Below are 19811 nucleotides of genomic sequence, written 5' to 3' on the forward strand. Positions count from 1 at the left end.
CGGGGCGGCCGGTGGCACGGCGGGATCAGGCGGCGAGGCCGTCCAGGGCCGGTTGGTGGGCCACGCCGAGCGCGGTCTCCACCACCGTGACGAACTGTTCGGCAGCGCGGAGCAGATCGTCGGCCTCCCGGGCGCTGACCACCCGGGGAATGCCGGCCTCGGCGGCGGCGCGCTTGCCGGCCCCCGCGGCGAAGAACCGGGACCACTCGTCGAGCTCCGGAGCGACGGCGCAGAGCAGGACCCAGACGCTGGTGATCCGGTTGCGACGACTCGGCGCGGGTCGGGCCCGGGCGGCGAGCAGGGCCGCCGCCGCGCGCAGAGCGGCCAGGTGGGCGGCCGCGTAACGCAGGCCGTCAGGTCGGGTCTGGTCGGCCTCGACCAGCCCACGGCGGGCCAACGTGAGGAGCTGGGCGGGGGTGCGGTGCGGCAGCACGTGCGCCGGCACCGTCGGTGCCTGAGCCGGGTTGGTCGGCATGGATGTCTCTCCTCCACGTGGCCGAGACGTCACTGTGGCGGCTGGTGCCGCCGACGAGACGCCGAGGTCGGGTGGTGCGGAGGAAGACGCACCGGGTGTGGCCGGCCGGGTGTGGATGCTTCCCCACACCACACCCGGCCGGCGGACCGGCGGGTGCGTCGCCCGCCGCCCGGGGGTCGTGGGCGGCGGGCGACGCTCCTGCCTGTTGGGACCAGGCTCGCGACTGCCCGGAAACCCAGGTGCGGCCCGCGGAGCCGCACCGGCCGGAGGTGACGCCGCGAAACGTCGCGCTCCGGCTGGTTGGAACGAACGTTCGAGGCAATCGAACACTCGTTCTAACTGCTGCTGACAGTACACCTCCCCTCCGACGAAAATGCAACGTGTGACGCGCTGAGCGTGCCGGCCGGGTGAACCCCCACCGGAAAAACCGGGGAGAATGACGACATGCAGCCACACCCGAACGTACGAGCGGTGCAGGACGCGCTCACCGCCGCCGGCACGCTCGACGGCGCCGGTGAGCCCAGCACGGTCCGTCTGCTGCCCGACGCGGTGCACACCGCTGCGGCGGCCGCCGAGGCGCTCGACGTCGAGGTCGGCCAGATCGCCAACTCCCTGATCTTCGACGCGGACGACACGCCGCTGCTCGTCCTCACCTCCGGCGCGCACCGGGTCGACACCGCCGGCCTGGCGGCATCGATCGGCGTCACCCACCTGCGCCGGGCCACCCCGGAGTTCGTCCGGGCCCACACCGGGCAGCCGATCGGCGGAGTCGCCCCACTCGGGCACCCGCACCCACTACGCACCCTGGTGGACACGGCGCTGGCGGCGTACCCGGAGATCTGGGCCGCGGGGGGCGTACCCCAGGCGGTCTTCCCGACCACCTACGCCGAGCTGCTGCGGGTCACCACCGGCACCCCCGCCGAGGTGGCGTGAGCGAGCGGACCAGCACCGACGCGCCAGCGCCGCCGTCAGACGGAGGCGTGAGCCCGGCGCCGGAACTGGTCACGCTGCACGTGTGGCGGACCTCCCGCGGCGCGCTGCCCCGGGCCCTGACCCGGATGGCGCTGGATCCACGCCGGTTGCGTGCCCTCCCGGGCGCCCGGTTCGGCAAGCTGCTGGGCACCGGGACCGGCACCGACTTCGGGCCAGGGGACGCCGACCTGACCCGGTGGGCGGCGCTGACCGCCTGGGACTCCCCCGCCGCGGCCGCCGATTTCGACGACTCGCCGGTCGGTCGGGCCTGGGCGCGCATCGCCCAGGCCCGGGCCCGGATCGACCTGCGCCCGTTGACCAGCCGGGGCGAGTGGTCCGGCCAGCGGCCGTTCGGCGACCCGTCGGGCGGCCGGGTCACCGGCCCGGTGCTGGCACTGACCCGGGCTCGGCTGCGAGCCCGCCGGGCCGCCACCTTCTGGCGGGCGATCCCGCCGGTGGCCGCCGCCCTGCGCGACGCGCCCGGGCTGCTGGCCCGGTTCGGGATCGGCGAGGCACCGTTGGGCTGGCAGGGCACGGTGAGCGTGTGGCGCGACCCGACGGACCTGGTGGCGTTCGCGTACCGTCACCCGGAGCATCGGGCGGCGATCATGCGAACCCCCACCGCGGGCTGGTACGCCGAGGAACTGTTCGCCCGGTTCGAGGTGCGCGACGTGGTCGGCGACCGGTCGGTGCTCGGGTGGGTCGCCGACGGCGGCCCGGAAACGGTGAAGGGTGGACGGGCATGAGGTTGGTGCGCTGGACGCCGGACGATCTCGTTCGGCGGCTGGACGACGTGGTGGCCGTCTACGGCGAGGCGATGGGATACCGCACCGACCTGCTGGAGGCCCGGCGCGGTTACATCGCCACCCACGTTCGCCGGCCGGGTTTCCGGGCGGTCGCCAGCCTGACCAGCGAGGGTCACCTCGCCGGCTTCGGTTACGGCTACCTGGGCGCCTCCGGTCAGTGGTGGCACGACCAGGTGCACCGCGCGCTGGACGCCCCGACCCGCACGCGCTGGCTCCCCCACTGCTTCGAGGTGGTCGAGCTGCACGTCCGGCCACCGGCGCAGGGGCACGGCCTGGGCACCGGTCAGCTGCGCGCGCTGCTCGGCATGGCCGAGGGCGACACCACGCTGCTGTCCACCCCGGAGGCCGACGAGCAGACCTCGCGGGCCTGGCGGTTGTACCGGCGGTTCGGCTTCGTCGACGTGCTGCGCAACTTCCACTTCCCCGGCGACGAGCGGCCGTTCGGTGTGCTCGGTCGGGATCTGCCGCTCGAGCCACCGACGTCATGACCCGGCGGATCTCCTGGACGCTGCTCGCCGTCCTGGTGCTCGCCCAGATCTGCTACCCACTCACCACCGGCGCCACCCGGGCCGGGCTCACCGTGGCCACCGTCGTCCTCGGCTGGCTGCTCTCCGTCGGCCACGCGCTGCTCAGCCGAGGCCCACGGGTGGCGGCGGCGCTGGTCGCGGTGGCCACCGGCGGCGGGTTCGCGATCGAGGCTATCGGAGTGGCCACCGGAGTGCCGTTCGGCAGCTACGACTACTCCGGAGAGCTGGGTCCCAAGCTGGCCGGCGTACCACTGATCATTCCGCTGGCCTGGACCTGGATGGCCTGGCCGGCCTGGCTGGCGGCGGTCCGACTGACCGGCGGCGACGCCGCGCCGGCCGACGGCAACGGGCGGACAGCCGACGGCAGCGCGTCGACGGTGGGCCGATGGATGGGGCGGATCGCGCTGGCCACCGTGGGGTTGGCCGCCTGGGACCTCTTCCTCGACCCGCAGATGGTGGCCGAGGGCTACTGGGTCTGGCGTGACGCCACCCCGGCCCTGCCCGGCCTGGCCGGCATCCCGGTCAGCAACTACCTGGGCTGGCTGCTCTTCGCGGTGCTGCTGATGAGCGCGCTGCGCCCACTGGCCGGGCCGGCCGCCGAGCGCACCGGTCGGCGGGACCACCCCATGGTCGCGCTCTACCTGTGGACGTACTTCTCCAGCATCCTGGCCCACGCCGTCTTCCTCGACCTGCCCGCCTCCGCGCTCTGGGGCGCCGCCGGCATGTCGGTGACCGCCGTACCCCTGGCGGTGACCCTGCTCCGCGCCCGGCACAACCGCCACCTGCGGCCGGTGAGCCACCAGCCACACCGGCCCGGCGTCGACGCGACCCGATGACCGTCCTGCTCGCCCTGCTGATCGCCGTCGCCGCGTTGACCGGGCACACCTGGCTCAACGCCACCCGGTGGCTGCGTCGGCCCACCGACCGGCCCGACGACGTCGACGAACCGGTCACCGTGCTGCTGCCGCTGCGCGACGAAGCCACCCGGGTCACGCCCTGCCTGCGCGCCCTGCTCGCCCAGCGCGGCGTACCCGGGCTACGCGTCGTGGTCCTCGACGACGGGTCCACCGACGGCACCGCCGACGTGGTCCGCGCGGTGGCCGACGACGACCCCCGGGTCACGCTGCTCACCGGGGTCGCCCCACCGCCGGGCTGGCTGGGCAAGCCGCACGCCTGCTGGCAGCTGGCCACCCGGGCCGACCCGGACGCCACCGCGCTGGTCTTCGTCGACGCCGACGTGGTGCTCGCCCCGCAGGCCGTGGCCGCGGCCGTCACCGAGTTACGCGCCGCCCGGGTGACGCTGCTGTCGCCGTACCCCCGGATCGTGGTGGCGACGGCGGCCGACCGGTTGGTGCAGCCGCTGTTGCAGTGGCTCTGGCTGACCTTCCTGCCGCTGCGTGCGATGGAGCGCTCGCCGCGGCCGTCGCTGGCCGCGGCGGGCGGGCAGTTCCTGGTGGTGGACCGGGCCGGCTACACCGCCGCCGGCGGGCACGCCGCGGTCGCCGACAAGATCCTGGAGGACGTCGAGCTGGCCCGGGCGGTCAAGCGGGCCGGTGGGCGGATCGCCCTGGCCGACGGCTCCCGGCTGGCCACCTGCCGGATGTACGACGACTGGCCGCAACTGCGCGACGGGTACTCGAAGTCGCTCTGGGCGTCGTTCGGCCACCCGGGCGCGGCGGCGGCCGTGGTCGCGGCGCTGCTGCTGCTCTACACCGCCCCACCGCTGATCGCGCTCGCGGGTACGGCGGTGGGCGCGCCGTGGGTGGCCGCCGTCGGCCTGACCGGCTACCTGCTCGGGGTGCTCGGGCGGGTGCTCACCGCCCGCGCGACCGGCGGCCGGTGGTGGCCCGACGCGCTCGCACACCCCGTGTCGGTCGTGGTCCTCGGTTGGCTGACCCTGCGGTCGTACCATCTGCGAAAGCGACGCCGCCTGACCTGGCGGGGCCGCCTGGTCAGCTAGGAGGACGCGGCATGGCGCGGATCGTGGTCGTCGGCGCCGGGGTGGGTGGCCTCGCCACCGCCGCCCGGCTGGCCGCTACCGGGCACCAGGTGACCGTCTTCGAGCGGGCCGACACGGTCGGCGGCAAGCTCGGCCGGTACACGCACGACACCCCGGCCGGGTCGTTCCACTTCGACACCGGGCCGAGTCTGCTCACCCTGCCCGAGGTCTTCCACGACCTGTTCGAGGCGACCGGGGCGAAGCTCGACGAATACCTGGACCTGGTGCCGCTGGACCCGATCGTCCGGCACGTCTTTCCCGGCGGTGGCCCGACCCTGGACTCGTGCGCCGACCCGGTGGAGTTCACCGCCCGGATCGGGGCCGCCCTCGGTGACCGGGCGGCAGCCGACTGGCAGCGGCTGTGGCGGCGGGCGGCGCGGGTGTGGCAGGCGTCCTCGCGGGACATCCTGCGCCGTACCGTCGACTCCCCCCGCGACCTCGCGGCACTGGCCTGGCGCGTCGGCGACCTGGCCGCCATCGCCCCGGGCCGCAGTCTGCGCGGCCTGGGCCGCCGGCACCTGTCCGACCCACGGCTGCGGATGCTGCTGGACCGGTACGCCACCTACACCGGCGCCGACCCACGTCGGGCACCGGCGGCGCTGGTCGCGGTCCCCTACGCCGAGTTGGCCTTCGGCGGCTGGTACCTGCGCGGCGGGCTGGGCACGCTCGCCGACGCGCTGCTGACGCGCTGCCTGGACCTCGGGGTGGTCGTGCAGACCGACGCCACGGTCACCCGGATCGACGCCACCGGCGGCCGGGTGCACGGGGTACGCCTCGCCGGCGTCACCGCCCCGGTGCCCGCCGACGTGGTGGTGGCCAACGTGGACGCACTCACCGTCTACCGTGACCTGCTGCCGCACCCGCGCCGGCTGGCCGGGCTGACCGACCGCAGCCTCGCCGGCTTCGTGCTGCTGCTCGGCGTCGCCGGCAACACCGGGTTGGCCCACCACAACGTCTTCTTCCCCGACGACTACGACGCCGAGTTCGACGCGGTCTTCGGTGACCCCGGGCGCGGCGTACGGGCCCGACCGGCGGCCGACCCGGCGGTGTTCGTCACCGTGGCCGACGACCCGATGGTCCGCCCAGCCGGACACGAGGCGTGGTTCGTGCTGGTCAACGCACCCCGCCACGGCACCGCGGCGGGCGCGGTCGACTGGCGACGTCCGGGGCTGGCCGACGCGTACGCCGACCGGATCCTGGACGTGCTGGCGCGGCGCGGCGTGGACGTACGCGACCGGCTGCTGTTCCACGAGATCCGCACCCCCGCCGACCTGGGTGTGGCGACCGGCGCCCCCGGTGGCTCGATCTACGGCACCGCCGGTGGGCTGCTCCGCCCGGCCAATCGGGGCCCGGCGAACGGACTCTGGTTGGTGGGTGGCTCCACCCACCCGGGCGGCGGATTGCCGATGGTGACCCTCTCCGCGCAGATCGTCGCCGACGAGATCGGCCCCGCCTGGTAGACCGCTCAGCCGGCGTCGAGCCGGCCTGGCTCGGCCCCTCAGCCGGCGTCGAGGAGGGCGCGACGGATGCTGGAGAGCAGTTGGCCCAGGCCGAAGGCGGCCAGCAGCACCCAGACCGAGGTCGCCATGGTGATGGTGCCGGCGGCCAGGTCCGGCTCGATCAACCCGGCCAGCCCGGCGACCAGCAAGCCGGCCAGCGCCACCGAGACCCGGGTGGGGCGTTCGCCCACGGTCACCGCGCCGATCTCCCGCATGCCCGCGGCGACCGCCCGCGCGCGCACGTACTCGTGCAACCAGGACAGCGCGCCACCCGCGACGACCAGCCCACCCGGCGCGCCCACCAGCCAGAACGCCAGCAGCCACGCCACCTCACCGAGCCGATCGGCGACCGAGTCGTAGACGTAGCCGAGCCGGGTGGTGCGGCCGGTGGCGACCGCCACCGCACCGTCCACGCTGTCCGCCACGGCGGCGAGCAGCACGAACAGCGCGCCGAGGAACAGCCCATCCCCCGACCGGCCCACCAGCAACGGTACGCAGAAGCAGAGCAGCACCCCAGCCACGGTGACCGCGGTGGGGCTGACCCGCAGCCGACCCAGCACGTACCCGACGTGGTACGCGAACCGCAGCCAGGCGCGCACCACCGGTGCCGCGACCCGAGGGTCGAACCCGCCGTGCAACCGCGCCCACGCCGTGGCGTACTGATCCCAGTTCAGCTGTGTGCCCACCACGGATCAACCGTCGTGCCGGGCAACAGGTGTCGCAGGCGCAGCGTTCACACGCGGGCGCCGGCCTTCAGGTTCTGCCAGACCTCGCGGGTCGCGGTGGACCGGTTGAGGGTGATGAAGTGGATTCCCGGCACGCCCTCGTCCAGCAGGCGACGGCACATTTCGCTGGCCTGCTCGATGCCGAGCCGGCGGACGGCCTCCGGGTCGTCGGCGACGCGTTCGAAACGGGCCGCCAACGCCGGCGGGAACGGCGCACCGGACAGCTGCACGGACCGTTCGATGGTGCCGATCTGGGTCACCGGCATCACCCCGGCCAGGATCGGGGTGTCACAGCCGGCAGCGGCCACCCGGTCACGTAGTCGCAGGTAGTCGTCGGCGTCGAAGAACATCTGCGTGACCGCGAACTCCGCGCCGGCCCGACACTTGCGGACGAACTGGGCGGTGTCGCTGGCCACGTCGGGCGAGCGGGGGTGCTTGTACGGGAAGGCCGCCACGCCGACGCTGAAGTCGCCGGCGTCGCGCACCAGACGGACCAGGTCCTCGGCGTAGTCGACGCCCTCGGGGTGACGGATCCACTCACCGCCCGGGTTGCCCGGGGGGTCGCCACGAACGGCCAGCACATTGCGCACGCCCACCCCGGCGAGCCGGCCGACCACGTGCCGCAGCTCGGCGACGGAATGGTTGACCGCGGTCAGGTGGGCCATCGGCAGCAGGGTGGTTTCGGTGGCGATCCGCTCGGTCACCGCCACGGTGGTGTCCCGGGTCGAGCCGCCGGCGCCGTACGTGATCGACACGAACGACGGGCGCAGGGACTCCAGCTCGCGGATCGCCTGCCAGAGCAGCTGCTCTCCCGCCGGAGTCTTGGGTGGGAAGAACTCGAACGAGAAGGTCGGTTGGTGCTCACGGATGAGCTCCCCGATCGCCGGCTGCGGATTGGGGAGTGTCGAGGGAAGACCGAGCGCCACGACCCGACTCTAGCGGTCGACGGCACCAGGACCCAGGCCCTTCCCACCCAGCGGCCGGTGCCGCCCGGCCCGGCCGACCCGCCGGGCGGAAAGACGTCGTACCTCCGAGGTAGGAAGAGGCGGTGCGGGAGGGGCGGCGGGGGTGGCCCTCAGGTCCCGTGCGGGGGTCAGCAACCGAGCGGTGACGCCGGTCCCGTCCGGTCGGCGGATGGGTCGTCACCGTGCCGACGCCCGCCAGGAGGACCCATGATCCCGCCCGCATCGCCGCGCCCCACGCAGCTCGGGCCGCTGCTGGCCCGGTGCCGACTGGCCCGTGGCTGGAGCCAGCAGCGAGCCGCCACCGAGCTGTGTGCCGTGGCCGGGGTGCCGACGTTGAGTCGGCACGAGATTTCCCGGTGGGAACGGCAGCGTCGCGTGCCGGGCGGGTTCTGGCTCGGCTGGCTCGCCGTCGTCCTGGACGTACCGCTGGTGGTGCTCGCCGACGCGGCCGCGGCCACCCGACGGGCCGGCTCGACGCGCGCCGCCGGGCCGGGCCACGCACCGGTGGCCCGCGCGCGACCGGCGGGGCGAACGGGTCCCGGCCGCACCGGCGGGACAACGCGTGGCGGTGGAGCACGAGTCACGACGACCGGCTAGCGTCGGAGCGTGACCCACGCTGCTCCCGTGTCCCCCGTCGACCGCGCCGACCTGCGGCAGCGCGTCGACAAGGCGCTCACCGAGTTCCTCGCCGGCCAACGGGTCCGGCTCGCCGCCGTGGACGACGCGCTGGGTCCGGTGGCCGAGGCGATCGAGGCGTTCGTGCTCGGTGGCGGCAAGCGGCTACGTCCGGCGTTCGCGTACTGGGGGTTCCGGGGGGCCGGCGGGGTGGACGGCGACCAGGTGCTCACCGCCCTCGCCGCGCTGGAGTTCGTCCAGGCCAGCGCCCTGATCCACGACGACCTGATGGACCGCTCCGACACCCGTCGCGGTGAGCCTGCGGTACACCGACGGTTCGCCACCCGGCACCGGGAGGCCGGTTGGGGTGGCGACCCGGACGGTTTCGGCGACGCCGCGGCCATCCTGCTCGGTGACCTCTGCCTGGTCTGGTCCGACGAGCTGCTGCACTCCGCGGGCCTGGATCTGTGGTCGTTGGCCCGGGCCCGGCCGGTCTTCGACGAGATGCGCACCGAGGTGACCGTCGGGCAGTATCTCGACGTGTTGACGCAGGTCACCGGCGACACCTCGATGGAACGGGCCAGCAAGGTCGCCCGGTACAAGTCCGCGAAGTACACCGTCGAGCGTCCGATGCTGCTCGGCGCCGCGCTGGCCGACGCGCCGGAGGACGTACGGACGGCCTACTCGGCGTACGGGCTGCCGCTGGGCGAGGCGTTCCAACTCCGCGACGACGTGCTCGGGGTCTTCGGCGACCCGACGCTGACCGGCAAACCGGCCGGGGACGATCTGCGCGAGGGCAAGCGCACCTATCTGGTGGCGGCGGCCGTGGAGGCCACCGACGACGCGGGCCGTGAGCTGCTGCTCGGCCGACTCGGCGACCCGAACCTGGACGAGCAGGGGGTAGCCCAGCTCCGCGAGGTGATCTCGGGAAGTGGGGCGCTGGCCCGCACCGAGCAGCGGATCGTCACCCTCACCGACGCCGCCCTGGCCGCGCTGACCGCCGTCGACCTCGACACCGAGGCCCGCCAAGCCCTGGTCGACCTGGCCATAGCCGCAACCCGCCGAGCCGACTAACCCCCCTCCCCCGCCCCACCCTCCCCCCTCCCCCCGCCTCGCGGCGTTGATCATGGGGTTAGCGACCTTCGCCTCGGCGTGTCGCGCCGCTAACCTCATGATCAATGCGGGCAAGAGGGTGGGGTGGGTGGGTTTAGAAGGCTTGGGCTTGGGCTCGGCGCTTTACCTCGCGGGCCTGGTCGCCGGAGAGGGCGGCGGCGGCGGTGGCACCGGGGAGGGTGTCGTCCGGCTCGTAGAGCCAGCGCAGGATGGCCTCGTCGTCGTAGCCGTTGTCGGAGAGCAGGTTGAGCACGCCGGGCAGGTGCTTGAGCACGGTCTGGTTGGCAACCAGGTCCGCGGGGATCCGGCGGACGCCATCGCGGCGGACGGCCAACAACTCCCGGTCACGGATCATCTGGTGCACCTTGCTGATCGACACGTCGAGGCGTTCGGCGACGTCGGGCAGGGTCAACCAGCCGGCCGGGTCGGTGGGGCCGGCGAGCTCCAGGCCGGGCGCGGCCTGGTCGGGTACGGGTTCGGTCACCCGACCACCCTGCCACGCCGCCGCCGCGACGAGCCACCGGCACCCCGGTCGACCCCGCACCGCCCGCTGCCCCGATCGCCGCTGACCAGCAAAAATGGGGCGCAGAGCGCGGCCGGACGGACCAGTTCGGCGTACGGCTGTAGCATCCTGTTCATCCTTCGCCCCCTGGACGCATAGACTGCCTGCCGATGGACACTCAGGTCGCCGACACGTTGCTGGGCTCGCTGATCGACGGGCGCTACCGCATTCGCGGTCGCGTGGCCCGTGGTGGCATGGCGACCGTGTACACCGCCACCGACGAGCGCCTTGAGCGCACCGTCGCTGTCAAGATCATTCACCCGACCCAGGCAAGTGAGGCACGGGCCCGGATCGCCAACTTCGTGGCGCGGTTCACCGACGAGGCGAAGACCATCGCCCGGCTGACCCACCCGAACGTGGTGGCGGTCTACGACCAGGGCACGCACGCCGGCCTGCCGTACCTGGTGATGGAGTACGTCCGCGGTCGCACGCTGCGCGACGTGCTGGCCGAGCGACGCCGACTCAACCCGGACGAGGCGTTGGCCATCACCGAGCAGATGCTCGCCGCGATCGCCGCCGCGCACCGGGCCGGTCTCGTGCACCGCGACGTCAAACCGGAGAACGTGCTGGTCGCGGAGGCGCCCACCGGCGGCGTCGCCAACCTGGTCGACAGCGTCGTGAAGGTGGCCGACTTCGGGCTGGCCCGGGCGGTCGAGGCGAGCGCCGACGAGGAGCAGGGCAACCAGCTGATGGCCACCGTGGCGTACGTCGCCCCGGAGCTCGTCACCGAGGGCCGCGCCGACCCGCGCACCGACGTCTACTCGGCCGGCATCGTGCTGTTCGAGATGCTCACCGGCCGCGTGCCGTACGACGGGGACCGCCCGGTGGACGTCGCCTGGCAGCACGTCGACCGCGATGTGCCGGCCCCCTCGACGCTGGTGCCGGGCCTGCCGTCGGTCCTCGACACCCTGGTTCAGCGGGCCACTCGGCGTGATCCCGGCGCGCGACCCGCCGACGCCGGCGCATTGTTGGCCGAGGTGCAGGTCGCCCGGGATCGGCTGGGCGACGCCAACAGCCACACCGCCGTGCTCCGCCCGGTCAGCGGCGAGCCGTCGCTCTCCCAGCCGACCATGATGGTCTCGACGGTCCAGCCGCCCCACCGCCCGGCGTGGGCACGACTGCCCGAGGGGGCCAGCAGCCAGGCTCCGGGCCGGCGTCGGGCCGCCCCGGAGCCGGCGGAGGGCCTGGGCGCGCGGCTCGCCGCACTGCGCGGCACGGTGCTGAGCAACCCCAGTGGCCGACTGGCCGTGGCGGCTGTGGTGGTGACGCTGGGCCTGGTGGCCGCGATCGGCGGCTGGTGGTTCGGTGTCGGCCGCTACACGGACGCCCCGCAGCTGGTGAGCCTGAGCAAGGCCGAGGCGCAGGCGCGGGCCGACCGTGCTGGGCTCGTCCTCAAGTACGCTCAGCCGCGTTTCGACGAGAAGGCCCCGAAGGACAGCGTGCTGGGGCAGAGCCCGGCGTCCGCCGCCAAGATCGTCAAGGGTGGCACGATCACCCTGACCCTCTCCCTCGGCCCGGAGCGCTTCCCCGTACCGGACGTGATCGGCAAGGAGTTCGAGCTCGCCGAGGCGGACCTGCTCAACGCGAAGCTGGTGGTGGCCAAGGGCACCGCCCGCTACGACGACACCCTGCCGGCCGGGGTCGTGCTGGACAGCTCCCCCAAGGTGGGCGCCGAGGTCAAACCAGGCACGAAGATCACCCTCATTCTGAGCCGGGGCAGGGCGCCGGTGACGGTGCCGAACCTGGTCGGCAAGAGCCTGACCGAGGCCCGGACGACCCTGGCCCAGCTCAATCTGGAACTGGTGGAGACCTACAAGGACTCCGACAAGCCGAAGGACGAGATCCTCGGCCAGAGCCCGGCCGATGGCGCCGGCGTGGAGAAGGGCGCCCAGGTCAAGCTGGACGTCAGCAAGGGGCCACCGCTGATCGTCATGCCGCGGATGATCGACCTGCCGTGCCAGCAGGCCAAGCAGGCGTTGGAGAGCCAGGGCTTCCCGGTGACGGTGGCGGTCAACCCGAACGCCGTGGTCCGGGTCCAGCTTCCGGGCGAGAACTCGCAGGTGGCTCCGGGCACCCCGGTCATCCTGACGTGCTTCTGATGCCGGCGGTCTCCACGCGTCCGGTGGGCGCGCACACTCCGACCTCGGGTGGGCTGGCGAAGGCCGCCCTGCCGTACGTCGACGCGACCGGCGCGCGGGTGGTGCAGGTCTACGTCTCCAACTCGCGGGGCTGGGCACTGCCCCCCGGCGACCCCGGGCAGGACGCCCTGTTCCGCGACGGTTGCGCCGAGCGGGGCATTCCCGCGTTCATCCACGCCGCGCTGCTGGTCAACCTCGGCTCGCCCACCCCGGCCACAGTCGAGAAGTCGACCCAGACGCTGGCGCACGCGCTACGTCGGGGCGTGGCTATCGGCGCGCGGGGGGTGGTGTTCCACGCGGGCAGTTCGGTGGACGAGGGGCACGCCGAGGCGGCGATGCGGCAGGTCCGCCAGGCGTTGCTGCCGCTGCTCGACTGGGCCGCCGACGCTGGCGGGCCGATGTTGCTGGTCGAGCCGAGCGCGGGCGGAGGCCGGTCCCTCGCCTCCCGGGTGGAGCAGCTGGGGCCCTACCTGGACGCGGTGGACGGGCACCCCATGCTCGGAGTCTGCTTCGACACCTGCCACGCCTGGGCGGCCGGCCACGACCTGGCGGCGGAGGGCGGCATGACGGCGACCCTGGACACCCTGGTGGCCACGGTCGGTGCGGACCGGCTGCGGCTGATCCACGCCAACGACTCGAAGGATCTGTGCGGTTCCACCCGGGATCGGCACGAGAACATCGGCAAGGGCACCATCGGCGAGCCGGCCTTCGCCGAGCTGATGGCCCACCCGGCAACCGCCGGCGTCCCGATCGTCGTGGAGACCCCCAGCGAGAAGCACATCGGCCACGCCGCCGACATCAGCACCCTCACCCGCCTGTCCCACCCCTGACCGGAACCCCACCAGACCCCACCGGGAACCCCACCAGGTTGATCAAGAGGTTTGCGTCACCCGCAGGCCGGAACCTGACGCAAACCTTTTGATCACCGAGGTGGGTGGGGGTCAGGCGTTGGCCAGGATGCGGGGTAGGGCTGCGACGGCGCGGTCGATGTCCGCGTCGCTGACGCCCAGGTGGGTGACCAGGCGGGCGGTGCGGGGGCCGAGCACCGAGATCAGTACGCCCTCGGCCCGCGCCGCGGCGGCCAGGGCCCGTGCGTCCAGGGTGTGCTTGGTGAGGTCCAGCGCGACCAGATTGGTGCGAACCGTGGTGGCCAACACGCCGAACGGCGCGACCGCCTCGGCGAGCCGGGCCGCCTTCGCGTGGTCGTCGGCCAACCGGTCGATGTGCTGGGCGAGCGCGTACCGGCCGGCGGCGGCGAGAATGCCGGCCTGGCGCATGCCACCGCCCATCCGCTTACGGATCACCCGGGCCCGTTCGATCTTGTCAGCGCTGCCCACCACCACCGAACCGACCGGCGCGCCGAGCCCCTTGGAGAGGCACACCGACAGCGTGTCGAAGAGCCGACCGTACTCGATCAGCGGCACCTGGTCGGCGACGTGCGCGTGCCAGATCCGGGCGCCGTCGCAGTGCAGTGCGACGCCCGCCTCGTCGGCGACCCCGCGCAGATCCCGCAGGGTGGCCAACGGAATCACCCCGCCGCCACCGCGATTGTGGGTCTGCTCGACGGCGATCGCGCGGGTGGGGACGGCGAAGTAGCCGTCCGGCCGGATCATCCCGGCCACCATCTCCGGGTCGATGTCCGCGCCCACCGCCGGCCAGGTCCGCGAGGAGATCCCGCCGTACGCGGCCGCGGCACCGATCTCGTACGTGACCACGTGCGCGTCGGCGTCACAGAGCAACTCGTCGCCGGGTGACACCAGCAGTTGCAGAGCGATCTGATTGGCCATGGACCCACTCGGGGCGAACAGCGCCGCCTCGTGCCCGAACAGGGCGGCGACCTCGGCTTCGAGGGCGTTGACGCTCGGATCCTCGCCGTAGACGTCGTCACCGACCTCGGCGCTGGCCATCGCCTCCCGCATCCCGGCGGTCGGCCGGGTCACCGTGTCGGACCGCAGGTCAACAAGATCAGCCACGCAACATCTCCGCTACCAGGAAGGCCAACTCCAGCGACTGCTGAGTGTTCAGTCGCGGGTCGCAGGCGGTTTCGTACCGGTCGGGCAGGTCGAGATCCTCGATGCCCTGGGCGCCGCCGAGGCATTCGGTGACGTCCTCGCCGGTCAACTCGACGTGCAGGCCACCGGGGTGGGTGTCGAGGCCCCGGTGCACCTCGAAGTAGCCCAGCACCTCGTCGACGATGCGGTCGAAGTGCCGGGTCTTGTAGCCGTTGGACGACTCGTGCGTGTTGCCGTGCATCGGGTCGCACTGCCAGACCACCTTGGCCCCCGCGGCGGTGACTTTGGCGACGATCGGCGGCAGGGCGTCGCGTACGCGGTGGTTGCCCATCCGGCTGATCAGGGTGAGTCGGCCGGGGATGTTGTCCGGGTTGAGCTTCTCGCACAGCTCGATCGCCTCGTCGGGGGAGGTGGTCGGGCCGAGCTTCACCCCGATCGGGTTGGCGATGCGGGAGATGAAGTCGATGTGCGCGCCGGTGATCTGCCGGGTGCGCTCACCGATCCAGAGGAAGTGCCCGGAGAGCCCGTACGCCCGACGGTCGGAGACCCGGGTGAGCGCCCGGTCGTACTCCAGGGCGAGGGCCTCGTGGGAGCAGTAGAGCGTGACGGTGCGCAGCGCCTCGTCGTCGGTCATGCCGCAGGCCCGGATGAAGGCCAGCGCCCGGTCGATCTCCCGGGCGATCGCCTCGTAGCGCTCCCCCGCCGGGGAGTTCTTCACGAAGCCCTTGTTCCAGTCGTGCACGGCGTGCAGGTCGGCGAGCCCGCCAGCGAGGTACGCCCGGAGCATGTTCATGGCCGCCGCCGAGTTGGCGTACGCGCGGATCATGCGCTGCGGGTCGGCGACCCGGGCGGCCGGGTCGGCCTCCAGCGAGTTGATCATGTCGCCACGGTACGCGGGTAGCCCGCGAGCGTCAGTCGGCAGCGAGCGGGGCTTGGTGTACTGCCCGGCGACCCGGGCGACCTTGACCACCGGCAGCGACGCGCCGTACGTGAGCACGATCGCCATCTGGAGCAGGGTGCGGGCGTTGGCCAGCAGGTGACTCTCGGTGTTGTCCGCGAACGTCTCGGCGCAGTCGCCGCCCTGCAACAGGAACGCCTTGCCCTCGCAGACCAGGGCGAGCTTCTGCCGCAGCTGGTCGACCTCGTAGGGCGCGACGACCGAGGGCACGGTGTCGAGAACCTTGCAGACCTCGGCCACGGCGGCCGGGTCGGACCACGGCGGGATCTGCTCGCGGGGCAGCTCCCGCCATCGGTCCAGGCCGAGCGCGGCGTCCTCGGCGGAGTCGACGGTCGGTCGGCTGGTCTGCAGGCCGGGGCTGCCCACCCCGGGATGGCTCAGCTGGTGCCACTCATGGCGCATGACAGAAAGCGTACGGCGACGGCCGGGATGCCCGGGCGGCGAGGGGGATGGTTCCGGCAGATGGGAGATCAATCCGCCGGGCGCTGGTCAGGATGCGGGCGAGGGGACGACCGCATCGTTCGGCCTCGGGCTGGCGGTCGAGCCGGCGCCCGGCGCTTCCCCGGCGATGCACCAGTCGCTTCCGTCCCTGGTGACGGTGAAGACCAACGGCCGGGTGACGGTGCGCTTGCCGACCGCGACCGAGACCGAGACGCTGACCTGCTGCCCGAGCGGACCGGGCCGGATGTCGGTGATGGTCGCCTCGGGGACCTTGAAGTGGTCGGCGAAGTCACCGTTGGGGCCGGTGGCACCCAGGTCGAAGCCGTCGTGCAGCAGCGCGCAGAGCTGGCTGCGCCCGGCGGCGACATCCTTGGCCGCCATGGCGTCGAGGTACGCCTGCACCCGCTCACGGGAGCGGGCGGTGGCCTCCTCGGCGGGGGCTCGGGCCGGCCCGGTGGCCGACTCTTTCTCGCCCCCACCACCGATCCCGCAACCGACCAGGGCGACCGGCAGCAACACCAGCCCGGCGGCGGTCGCCGCCAGCGTGCGATGGGTCGGGCGCATGATCACCTCCGTCGACGGTGAGATCGAAACGTGCCGAGCCGCGAGTCTGCCACATCGAGCTGACTGAACCCAACGGCGGCGGCCCGGTCGACGTCGGACGTCGACCGGGCCGCTGCGTCACGGGCGGGAAGGGACGGTGCGGGCCCCTCCCCGCCGTGTGGGTGGTGCGTCGGCCGTCGGCTCAGCCGAGACCGCCCTTGATGGCGCCGATGAGTTCGCCGTTGCTCGTGTCACCGGAGAGCTCCCAGAAGAACGCGCCACCGAGGCCCTGGTTGTTCGCGTACGTCATCTTGCCGTTGATGGTCGACGGGGTGTCGTAGCTCCACCAGTTGCTGCCGCACTTGGCGTACGCGGTGCCGCCGACGGTGCCGGTGGCCGGGCAGGTGTTCTTGAGGACCTTGTAGTCCTCGATGCCCGCCTCGTAGGTGCCGGGTGCCGCGCCGGTGGCGCTGCCGCCCGGAGCGGCCTGGGTGACACCGGTCCACCCGCGACCGTAGAAGCCGATGCCGAGCAGCAGCTTGTTGGCCGGGATGCCCTTGCTCTTGAGCTTCTGGATCGCCGCGTCGGAGTTGAAGCCCTGCTGTGGGATGCCGGTGTACGAGGTGAGCGGGGAGTGCGGTGCCGTCGGACCCTGGGCGGCGAAGGCGCCGAAGTAGTCGTAGGTCATGGGCATCAGCCAGTTGAGGTTGCCGATCGCCCCGGCGTAGTCGGTGGCGTCGATCTTGCCGCCGTTGCTGCCGTCCGCGGTGATGGCGGCGGTGACCAGGGCGCTGGACCCGAACCTCGACCGCAACGCGCTGATCACGTTCTTGAACGCGTTCGGGCCGCTGGTGTCACAGCTCAGACCGCAGGCGTTGGGGTACTCCCAGTCGACGTCGATGCCGTCGAAGACGTCCGCCCAGCGCGGGTCCTCGACCAGGTTGTAGCAGCTCTCGGCGAACGCGGCCGGGTTCTGCGCGGCCTGGGTGAAGCCGCCGGACCAGGTCCAGCCACCGAACGACCAGATCACCTTGAGGTGCGGGTTGAGTTGCTTGAGCTTGCGCAGTTGGTTGAAGCTGCCGCGTAGCGGCTGGTCCCACGTGTCGGCGACGCCGTCCACGCTCTCCGCCGCGGTGTACGCCTTCTCGTAGTCGGCGTAGCTGTCACCGATGGCGCAACGGCCGCCGGTGGTGTTGCCGAAGGCGTACAGGATGTGGGTCAGCTTGGCGGCCGAGCCGCTGGTCTGGATGTTCTTGACGTGGTAGTTGCGCCCGTAGACGCCCCACTCGGCGAAGTAGCCGACGATCTTCTTGCCGCCCGGGTTCGGCGGGTTGGTGGTCGGCGGCGGCGTGGTGGGTGGTGTGGTGGGCGGGGTCGTCGTCGGTGGGGTGGTCGTCGGCGGAGTCGTGGTCGGCGGAGTCGTCCCGCCGCCGCACGCGACACCGTTGATGGTGCAGTTCAGCGGTGCCTTGTAGGCGCCGCTGCCGTTGTAGCCCCAACTGAACGAGGCGCCGGGGGCGAGGCTGCCGGCCCAGCTCTTCTTGACCGCGACGTAGTGGCTGCCGCTGCTGGTGACGTCGGCGTCCCACGCGCTGGTGATGGTGGTGCCCGACGGCAGGTCGAACTCGATGCGCCAGGTGGCGACCGTGGCGCTGGAACCGTTGGTGACGGTCACCTTCGCCTCGTGACCGGTCCCCCAGTCCTGCGCCTTGGTGAAGGTGGTGGTGACCGTGCCGGCGCCGAACGCGGTGGTGACCGGCACCGCTGCGACGGTCAGGGCGACCACGGCACCGGCCCAGAGGGCCCGGCGGAGCGATCTTTTCATGAGGCGTCTCCCGAACTGTTAGGAAACCTTCCAAAAGAGATGGTGAGACCGTACTCACGGCGTCATCAGTTCGTCAAGATGTGCATGTTTCGATTTCTCCTGGTGCACGGAGTGCGTACGCCACGCCCACCCCCGGTCGACGCCCGGCCGGCGCGTAGCCTCGGCCCATGACCGTCTTCGACATCCCGATCGACGCCCTCAACGGCGGCCCCGCCGACCTGGCCCGCCACCGCGGCAAGGCGATGCTGGTCGTCAACGTGGCCTCCCGCTGCGGCCTCACCCCCCAGTACGCCGGCCTCCAGACGCTCGCCGACTCCTACGCCGACCGGGGCCTGGTGGTGCTCGGCGTCCCGTGCAACCAGTTCGCCGGGCAGGAGCCGGGCAGCGCCGCCGAGATCAGTGACTTCTGCCAGGTCAACTACGGGGTCACCTTCCCGCTGACCGAGAAGGTCGACGTCAACGGCCCCGACCGGCACCCGCTCTACGCCGCGCTCGTGGACACCCCGGACGCCGACGGGCACACCGGTGATGTGCGCTGGAACTTCGAGAAGTTCCTGGTGGCCCCGGACGGCTCGGTCGCCGCCCGGTTCGCCCCCACGGTCGAGCCCGACTCCAGCGACCTGCGCGCGGCCATCGAGAAAACCCTCCCGACCCCAGCCTGACCCCACCCGCGTTGCCGCCACCCACCCCACCGCCACCCACGCTGCCCCCACCTGCCTTGATCAAGAGGTTTGCGTCAGCATCGGGCCCGGTGCTGACGCAAACCTCTTGATCAACACGTTCGAGCCGCCGTCGGGTGCGCAGCGCGGGCAGTACGTTGGGCAGGGGTGGCGCAGGAGGCGGGTGACCGGAATAACCCACCAAGCTGGTCGGGAATTCGTCGTGGGTGGACGAAGTTGGGAACGAACATGACAACTGTGGGACTGATCGGCAGTGGCAACATCGGCGGGACCGTGGCCCGGCTGGCCGTCGACGCCGGCTACGACGTGGTGCTGAGCAACTCGCGAGGCCCGGAAACCCTCACCGACCTGGTCGAGACCCTGGGCGAGCACGCCAGCGCCGGCACCACGCAGGACGCGGCGCAGGTCGGTGACCTGGTGGTGGTCAGTGTGCCGCTGAAGGCGTACCGGGCGGTGCCCGTCGAACCGCTGGCCGGCAAGGTCGTCATCGACACCAACAACTACTACCCGCAGCGCGACGGCGCCTTCCCCGAGCTGGACTCGGGCGAGATCACCAGCAGCGAGCTGCTCCAGCGGCACCTGCCAAACTCGCGGGTGGTCAAGGTCTTCAACAACATCTACTTCAAGGGCCTGGCCGCGCTCCCCCGACCATCCGGTGCGGCCGACCGCAGCGCCCTCGCGATCGCCGGTGACGACGCCGCCGCGAAGGCCGAGGTGACCACCTTCCTCGACCGGATCGGCTACGACGCGGTGGATGTCGGCCCGCTGGCCGAGGGGTGGCGCTACCAGCCGGACACCCCGGCGTACGGCACGCTCTACTCCGCCAGCCCGACCGACTGGGAGCACCCGGCCACCGGCGACGCCGCGAAGCTGCGTTCCGCCCTGGCCGCCGCCACCCGCTGACCAACCGCCGCCGCCCTCCCGCGACCGACTACCTGGTCCTCGCGCGGAGGGCG

The 19811-nt window shown here is 72.6% G+C and carries 21 protein-coding genes; 12 read left to right on the top strand and 9 right to left on the bottom strand.

Annotated elements, in window-relative coordinates; genetic code table 11:
• Positions 1 to 25: 25 nt before the first annotated feature.
• A complete protein-coding gene (locus EV382_RS16605) occupies positions 26 to 475 on the bottom strand; it encodes an SAV_6107 family HEPN domain-containing protein (RefSeq protein WP_130402988.1) in 450 nt (149 codons plus the stop codon).
• Positions 476 to 919: 444 nt separating this feature from the next.
• Between EV382_RS16605 and EV382_RS16610 the strand changes: the two genes are divergently transcribed.
• Genes EV382_RS16610 through EV382_RS16635 form a run of 6 tightly spaced genes read left to right on the top strand, consistent with a single transcriptional unit; the run spans position 920 to position 6239 of the window.
• On the top strand, positions 920 to 1408 hold the full coding sequence (locus EV382_RS16610) for a YbaK/EbsC family protein (protein WP_130402990.1): 489 nt from the start codon (positions 920 to 922) through the stop codon (positions 1406 to 1408).
• Positions 1409 to 1455: 47 nt separating this feature from the next.
• Complete coding sequence (locus EV382_RS16615; protein WP_130408889.1) at positions 1456 to 2193, top strand: monooxygenase; 738 nt, start codon at positions 1456 to 1458, stop codon at positions 2191 to 2193.
• On the top strand, positions 2190 to 2741 hold the full coding sequence (locus EV382_RS16620) for a GNAT family N-acetyltransferase (RefSeq protein WP_130402992.1): 552 nt from the start codon (positions 2190 to 2192) through the stop codon (positions 2739 to 2741). Before EV382_RS16615 ends, EV382_RS16620 begins: the two co-directional genes overlap by 4 nt.
• A complete protein-coding gene (locus EV382_RS16625) occupies positions 2738 to 3616 on the top strand; it encodes a carotenoid biosynthesis protein (RefSeq protein ID WP_130402994.1) in 879 nt (292 codons plus the stop codon). Before EV382_RS16620 ends, EV382_RS16625 begins: the two co-directional genes overlap by 4 nt.
• Complete coding sequence (locus EV382_RS16630) at positions 3613 to 4740, top strand: glycosyltransferase family 2 protein (RefSeq protein ID WP_130402996.1); 1128 nt, start codon at positions 3613 to 3615, stop codon at positions 4738 to 4740. The genes EV382_RS16625 and EV382_RS16630 overlap by 4 nt, the downstream gene beginning before the upstream one ends.
• An 11-nt stretch (positions 4741 to 4751) precedes the next feature.
• Positions 4752 to 6239: a phytoene desaturase family protein gene (locus EV382_RS16635; protein ID WP_130402998.1), complete on the top strand. Its 1488-nt coding sequence runs from the start codon at positions 4752 to 4754 to the stop codon at positions 6237 to 6239.
• Between the two features lie 38 nt (positions 6240 to 6277).
• Here EV382_RS16635 and EV382_RS16640 read toward each other — a convergent pair whose 3' ends face one another.
• Together EV382_RS16640 and metF are read right to left on the bottom strand one after the other, a co-directional pair.
• Complete coding sequence (locus tag EV382_RS16640) at positions 6278 to 6967, bottom strand: CDP-alcohol phosphatidyltransferase family protein (protein ID WP_130403000.1); 690 nt, start codon at positions 6965 to 6967, stop codon at positions 6278 to 6280.
• A 44-nt stretch (positions 6968 to 7011) separates the two neighbouring features.
• On the bottom strand, positions 7012 to 7929 hold the full coding sequence (metF, locus tag EV382_RS16645; protein WP_130403002.1) for a methylenetetrahydrofolate reductase [NAD(P)H]: 918 nt from the start codon (positions 7927 to 7929) through the stop codon (positions 7012 to 7014).
• Between the two features lie 246 nt (positions 7930 to 8175).
• Here metF and EV382_RS16650 point away from each other — a divergent pair, with 246 nt between their 5' ends.
• Both EV382_RS16650 and EV382_RS16655 read left to right on the top strand, forming a co-directional pair.
• The gene (locus EV382_RS16650; RefSeq protein WP_130403004.1) at positions 8176 to 8565 is read left to right on the top strand and encodes a helix-turn-helix domain-containing protein; all 390 of its coding nucleotides are present in this window, start codon (positions 8176 to 8178) and stop codon (positions 8563 to 8565) included.
• Between the two features lie 9 nt (positions 8566 to 8574).
• Complete coding sequence (locus EV382_RS16655) at positions 8575 to 9657, top strand: polyprenyl synthetase family protein (RefSeq protein ID WP_130403006.1); 1083 nt, start codon at positions 8575 to 8577, stop codon at positions 9655 to 9657.
• 133 nt (positions 9658 to 9790) lie between these two features.
• Here EV382_RS16655 and EV382_RS16660 read toward each other — a convergent pair whose 3' ends face one another.
• The gene (locus EV382_RS16660) at positions 9791 to 10180 is read right to left on the bottom strand and encodes an Rv2175c family DNA-binding protein (RefSeq protein WP_130403008.1); all 390 of its coding nucleotides are present in this window, start codon (positions 10178 to 10180) and stop codon (positions 9791 to 9793) included.
• Positions 10177 to 10335: a hypothetical protein gene (locus EV382_RS32765; RefSeq protein ID WP_165435805.1), complete on the bottom strand. Its 159-nt coding sequence runs from the start codon at positions 10333 to 10335 to the stop codon at positions 10177 to 10179. The genes EV382_RS16660 and EV382_RS32765 overlap by 4 nt, the downstream gene beginning before the upstream one ends.
• Before the next feature lie 33 nt (positions 10336 to 10368).
• On the opposite strand from EV382_RS32765, the gene pknB reads away from it, so the two are divergent.
• Entirely contained in the window at positions 10369 to 12357 is a 1989-nt protein-coding gene (gene pknB / locus EV382_RS16665; protein WP_130403010.1) for a Stk1 family PASTA domain-containing Ser/Thr kinase, read from the top strand.
• Positions 12357 to 13226 carry a deoxyribonuclease IV gene (locus EV382_RS16670; RefSeq protein WP_130403012.1) on the top strand — a complete coding sequence of 290 codons (870 nt, stop codon included), beginning with the start codon at positions 12357 to 12359 and terminating at the stop codon, positions 13224 to 13226. Before pknB ends, EV382_RS16670 begins: the two co-directional genes overlap by 1 nt.
• Positions 13227 to 13337: 111 nt before the next feature.
• Here EV382_RS16670 and EV382_RS16675 read toward each other — a convergent pair whose 3' ends face one another.
• The 4 genes from EV382_RS16675 to EV382_RS16690 all read right to left on the bottom strand — a co-directional run bounded on the left by EV382_RS16675 (position 13338) and on the right by EV382_RS16690 (position 18175).
• Positions 13338 to 14369, bottom strand: coding sequence for a threonine aldolase family protein (locus EV382_RS16675; RefSeq protein WP_130403014.1), 1032 nt, complete (start codon positions 14367 to 14369; stop codon positions 13338 to 13340).
• Complete coding sequence (locus EV382_RS16680; RefSeq protein WP_130403016.1) at positions 14362 to 15768, bottom strand: class II 3-deoxy-7-phosphoheptulonate synthase; 1407 nt, start codon at positions 15766 to 15768, stop codon at positions 14362 to 14364. Before EV382_RS16680 ends, EV382_RS16675 begins: the two co-directional genes overlap by 8 nt.
• 87 nt (positions 15769 to 15855) lie before the next feature.
• Complete coding sequence (locus tag EV382_RS16685) at positions 15856 to 16371, bottom strand: nuclear transport factor 2 family protein (protein WP_130403018.1); 516 nt, start codon at positions 16369 to 16371, stop codon at positions 15856 to 15858.
• 181 nt (positions 16372 to 16552) lie between these two features.
• Positions 16553 to 18175 carry a glycosyl hydrolase family 18 protein gene (locus EV382_RS16690; protein ID WP_130403020.1) on the bottom strand — a complete coding sequence of 541 codons (1623 nt, stop codon included), beginning with the start codon at positions 18173 to 18175 and terminating at the stop codon, positions 16553 to 16555.
• 167 nt (positions 18176 to 18342) lie between these two features.
• On the opposite strand from EV382_RS16690, the gene EV382_RS16695 reads away from it, so the two are divergent.
• A complete protein-coding gene (locus EV382_RS16695; protein WP_130403022.1) occupies positions 18343 to 18837 on the top strand; it encodes a glutathione peroxidase in 495 nt (164 codons plus the stop codon).
• A gap of 246 nt (positions 18838 to 19083) precedes the next feature.
• Positions 19084 to 19758 carry an NADPH-dependent F420 reductase gene (locus tag EV382_RS16700; protein WP_130403024.1) on the top strand — a complete coding sequence of 225 codons (675 nt, stop codon included), beginning with the start codon at positions 19084 to 19086 and terminating at the stop codon, positions 19756 to 19758.
• The last annotated feature ends 53 nt before the right edge of the window (positions 19759 to 19811 follow it).

The organism is Micromonospora violae (assembly GCF_004217135.1).
In the GTDB taxonomy this organism is placed as follows: domain Bacteria; phylum Actinomycetota; class Actinomycetes; order Mycobacteriales; family Micromonosporaceae; genus Micromonospora; species Micromonospora violae.

Bases quoted from the DNA above. Each gene is read 5' to 3' on its own strand.
- EV382_RS16605 (WP_130402988.1), bottom strand. From the start codon at position 475: ATGCCGACCAACCCGGCTCAGGCACCGACGGTGCCGGCGCACGTGCTG.
- EV382_RS16610 (WP_130402990.1), top strand. From the start codon at position 920: ATGCAGCCACACCCGAACGTACGAGCGGTGCAGGACGCGCTCACCGCC.
- EV382_RS16620 (WP_130402992.1), top strand. From the start codon at position 2,190: ATGAGGTTGGTGCGCTGGACGCCGGACGATCTCGTTCGGCGGCTGGAC.
- EV382_RS16625 (WP_130402994.1), top strand. From the start codon at position 2,738: ATGACCCGGCGGATCTCCTGGACGCTGCTCGCCGTCCTGGTGCTCGCC.
- EV382_RS16630 (WP_130402996.1), top strand. From the start codon at position 3,613: ATGACCGTCCTGCTCGCCCTGCTGATCGCCGTCGCCGCGTTGACCGGG.
- EV382_RS16635 (WP_130402998.1), top strand. From the start codon at position 4,752: ATGGCGCGGATCGTGGTCGTCGGCGCCGGGGTGGGTGGCCTCGCCACC.
- EV382_RS16650 (WP_130403004.1), top strand. From the start codon at position 8,176: ATGATCCCGCCCGCATCGCCGCGCCCCACGCAGCTCGGGCCGCTGCTG.
- EV382_RS32765 (WP_165435805.1), bottom strand. From the start codon at position 10,335: ATGAACAGGATGCTACAGCCGTACGCCGAACTGGTCCGTCCGGCCGCG.
- pknB (WP_130403010.1), top strand. From the start codon at position 10,369: ATGGACACTCAGGTCGCCGACACGTTGCTGGGCTCGCTGATCGACGGG.
- EV382_RS16670 (WP_130403012.1), top strand. From the start codon at position 12,357: ATGCCGGCGGTCTCCACGCGTCCGGTGGGCGCGCACACTCCGACCTCG.
- EV382_RS16680 (WP_130403016.1), bottom strand. From the start codon at position 15,768: ATGCGCCATGAGTGGCACCAGCTGAGCCATCCCGGGGTGGGCAGCCCC.
- EV382_RS16685 (WP_130403018.1), bottom strand. From the start codon at position 16,371: ATGCGCCCGACCCATCGCACGCTGGCGGCGACCGCCGCCGGGCTGGTG.
- EV382_RS16690 (WP_130403020.1), bottom strand. From the start codon at position 18,175: ATGAAAAGATCGCTCCGCCGGGCCCTCTGGGCCGGTGCCGTGGTCGCC.
- EV382_RS16695 (WP_130403022.1), top strand. From the start codon at position 18,343: ATGACCGTCTTCGACATCCCGATCGACGCCCTCAACGGCGGCCCCGCC.
- EV382_RS16700 (WP_130403024.1), top strand. From the start codon at position 19,084: ATGACAACTGTGGGACTGATCGGCAGTGGCAACATCGGCGGGACCGTG.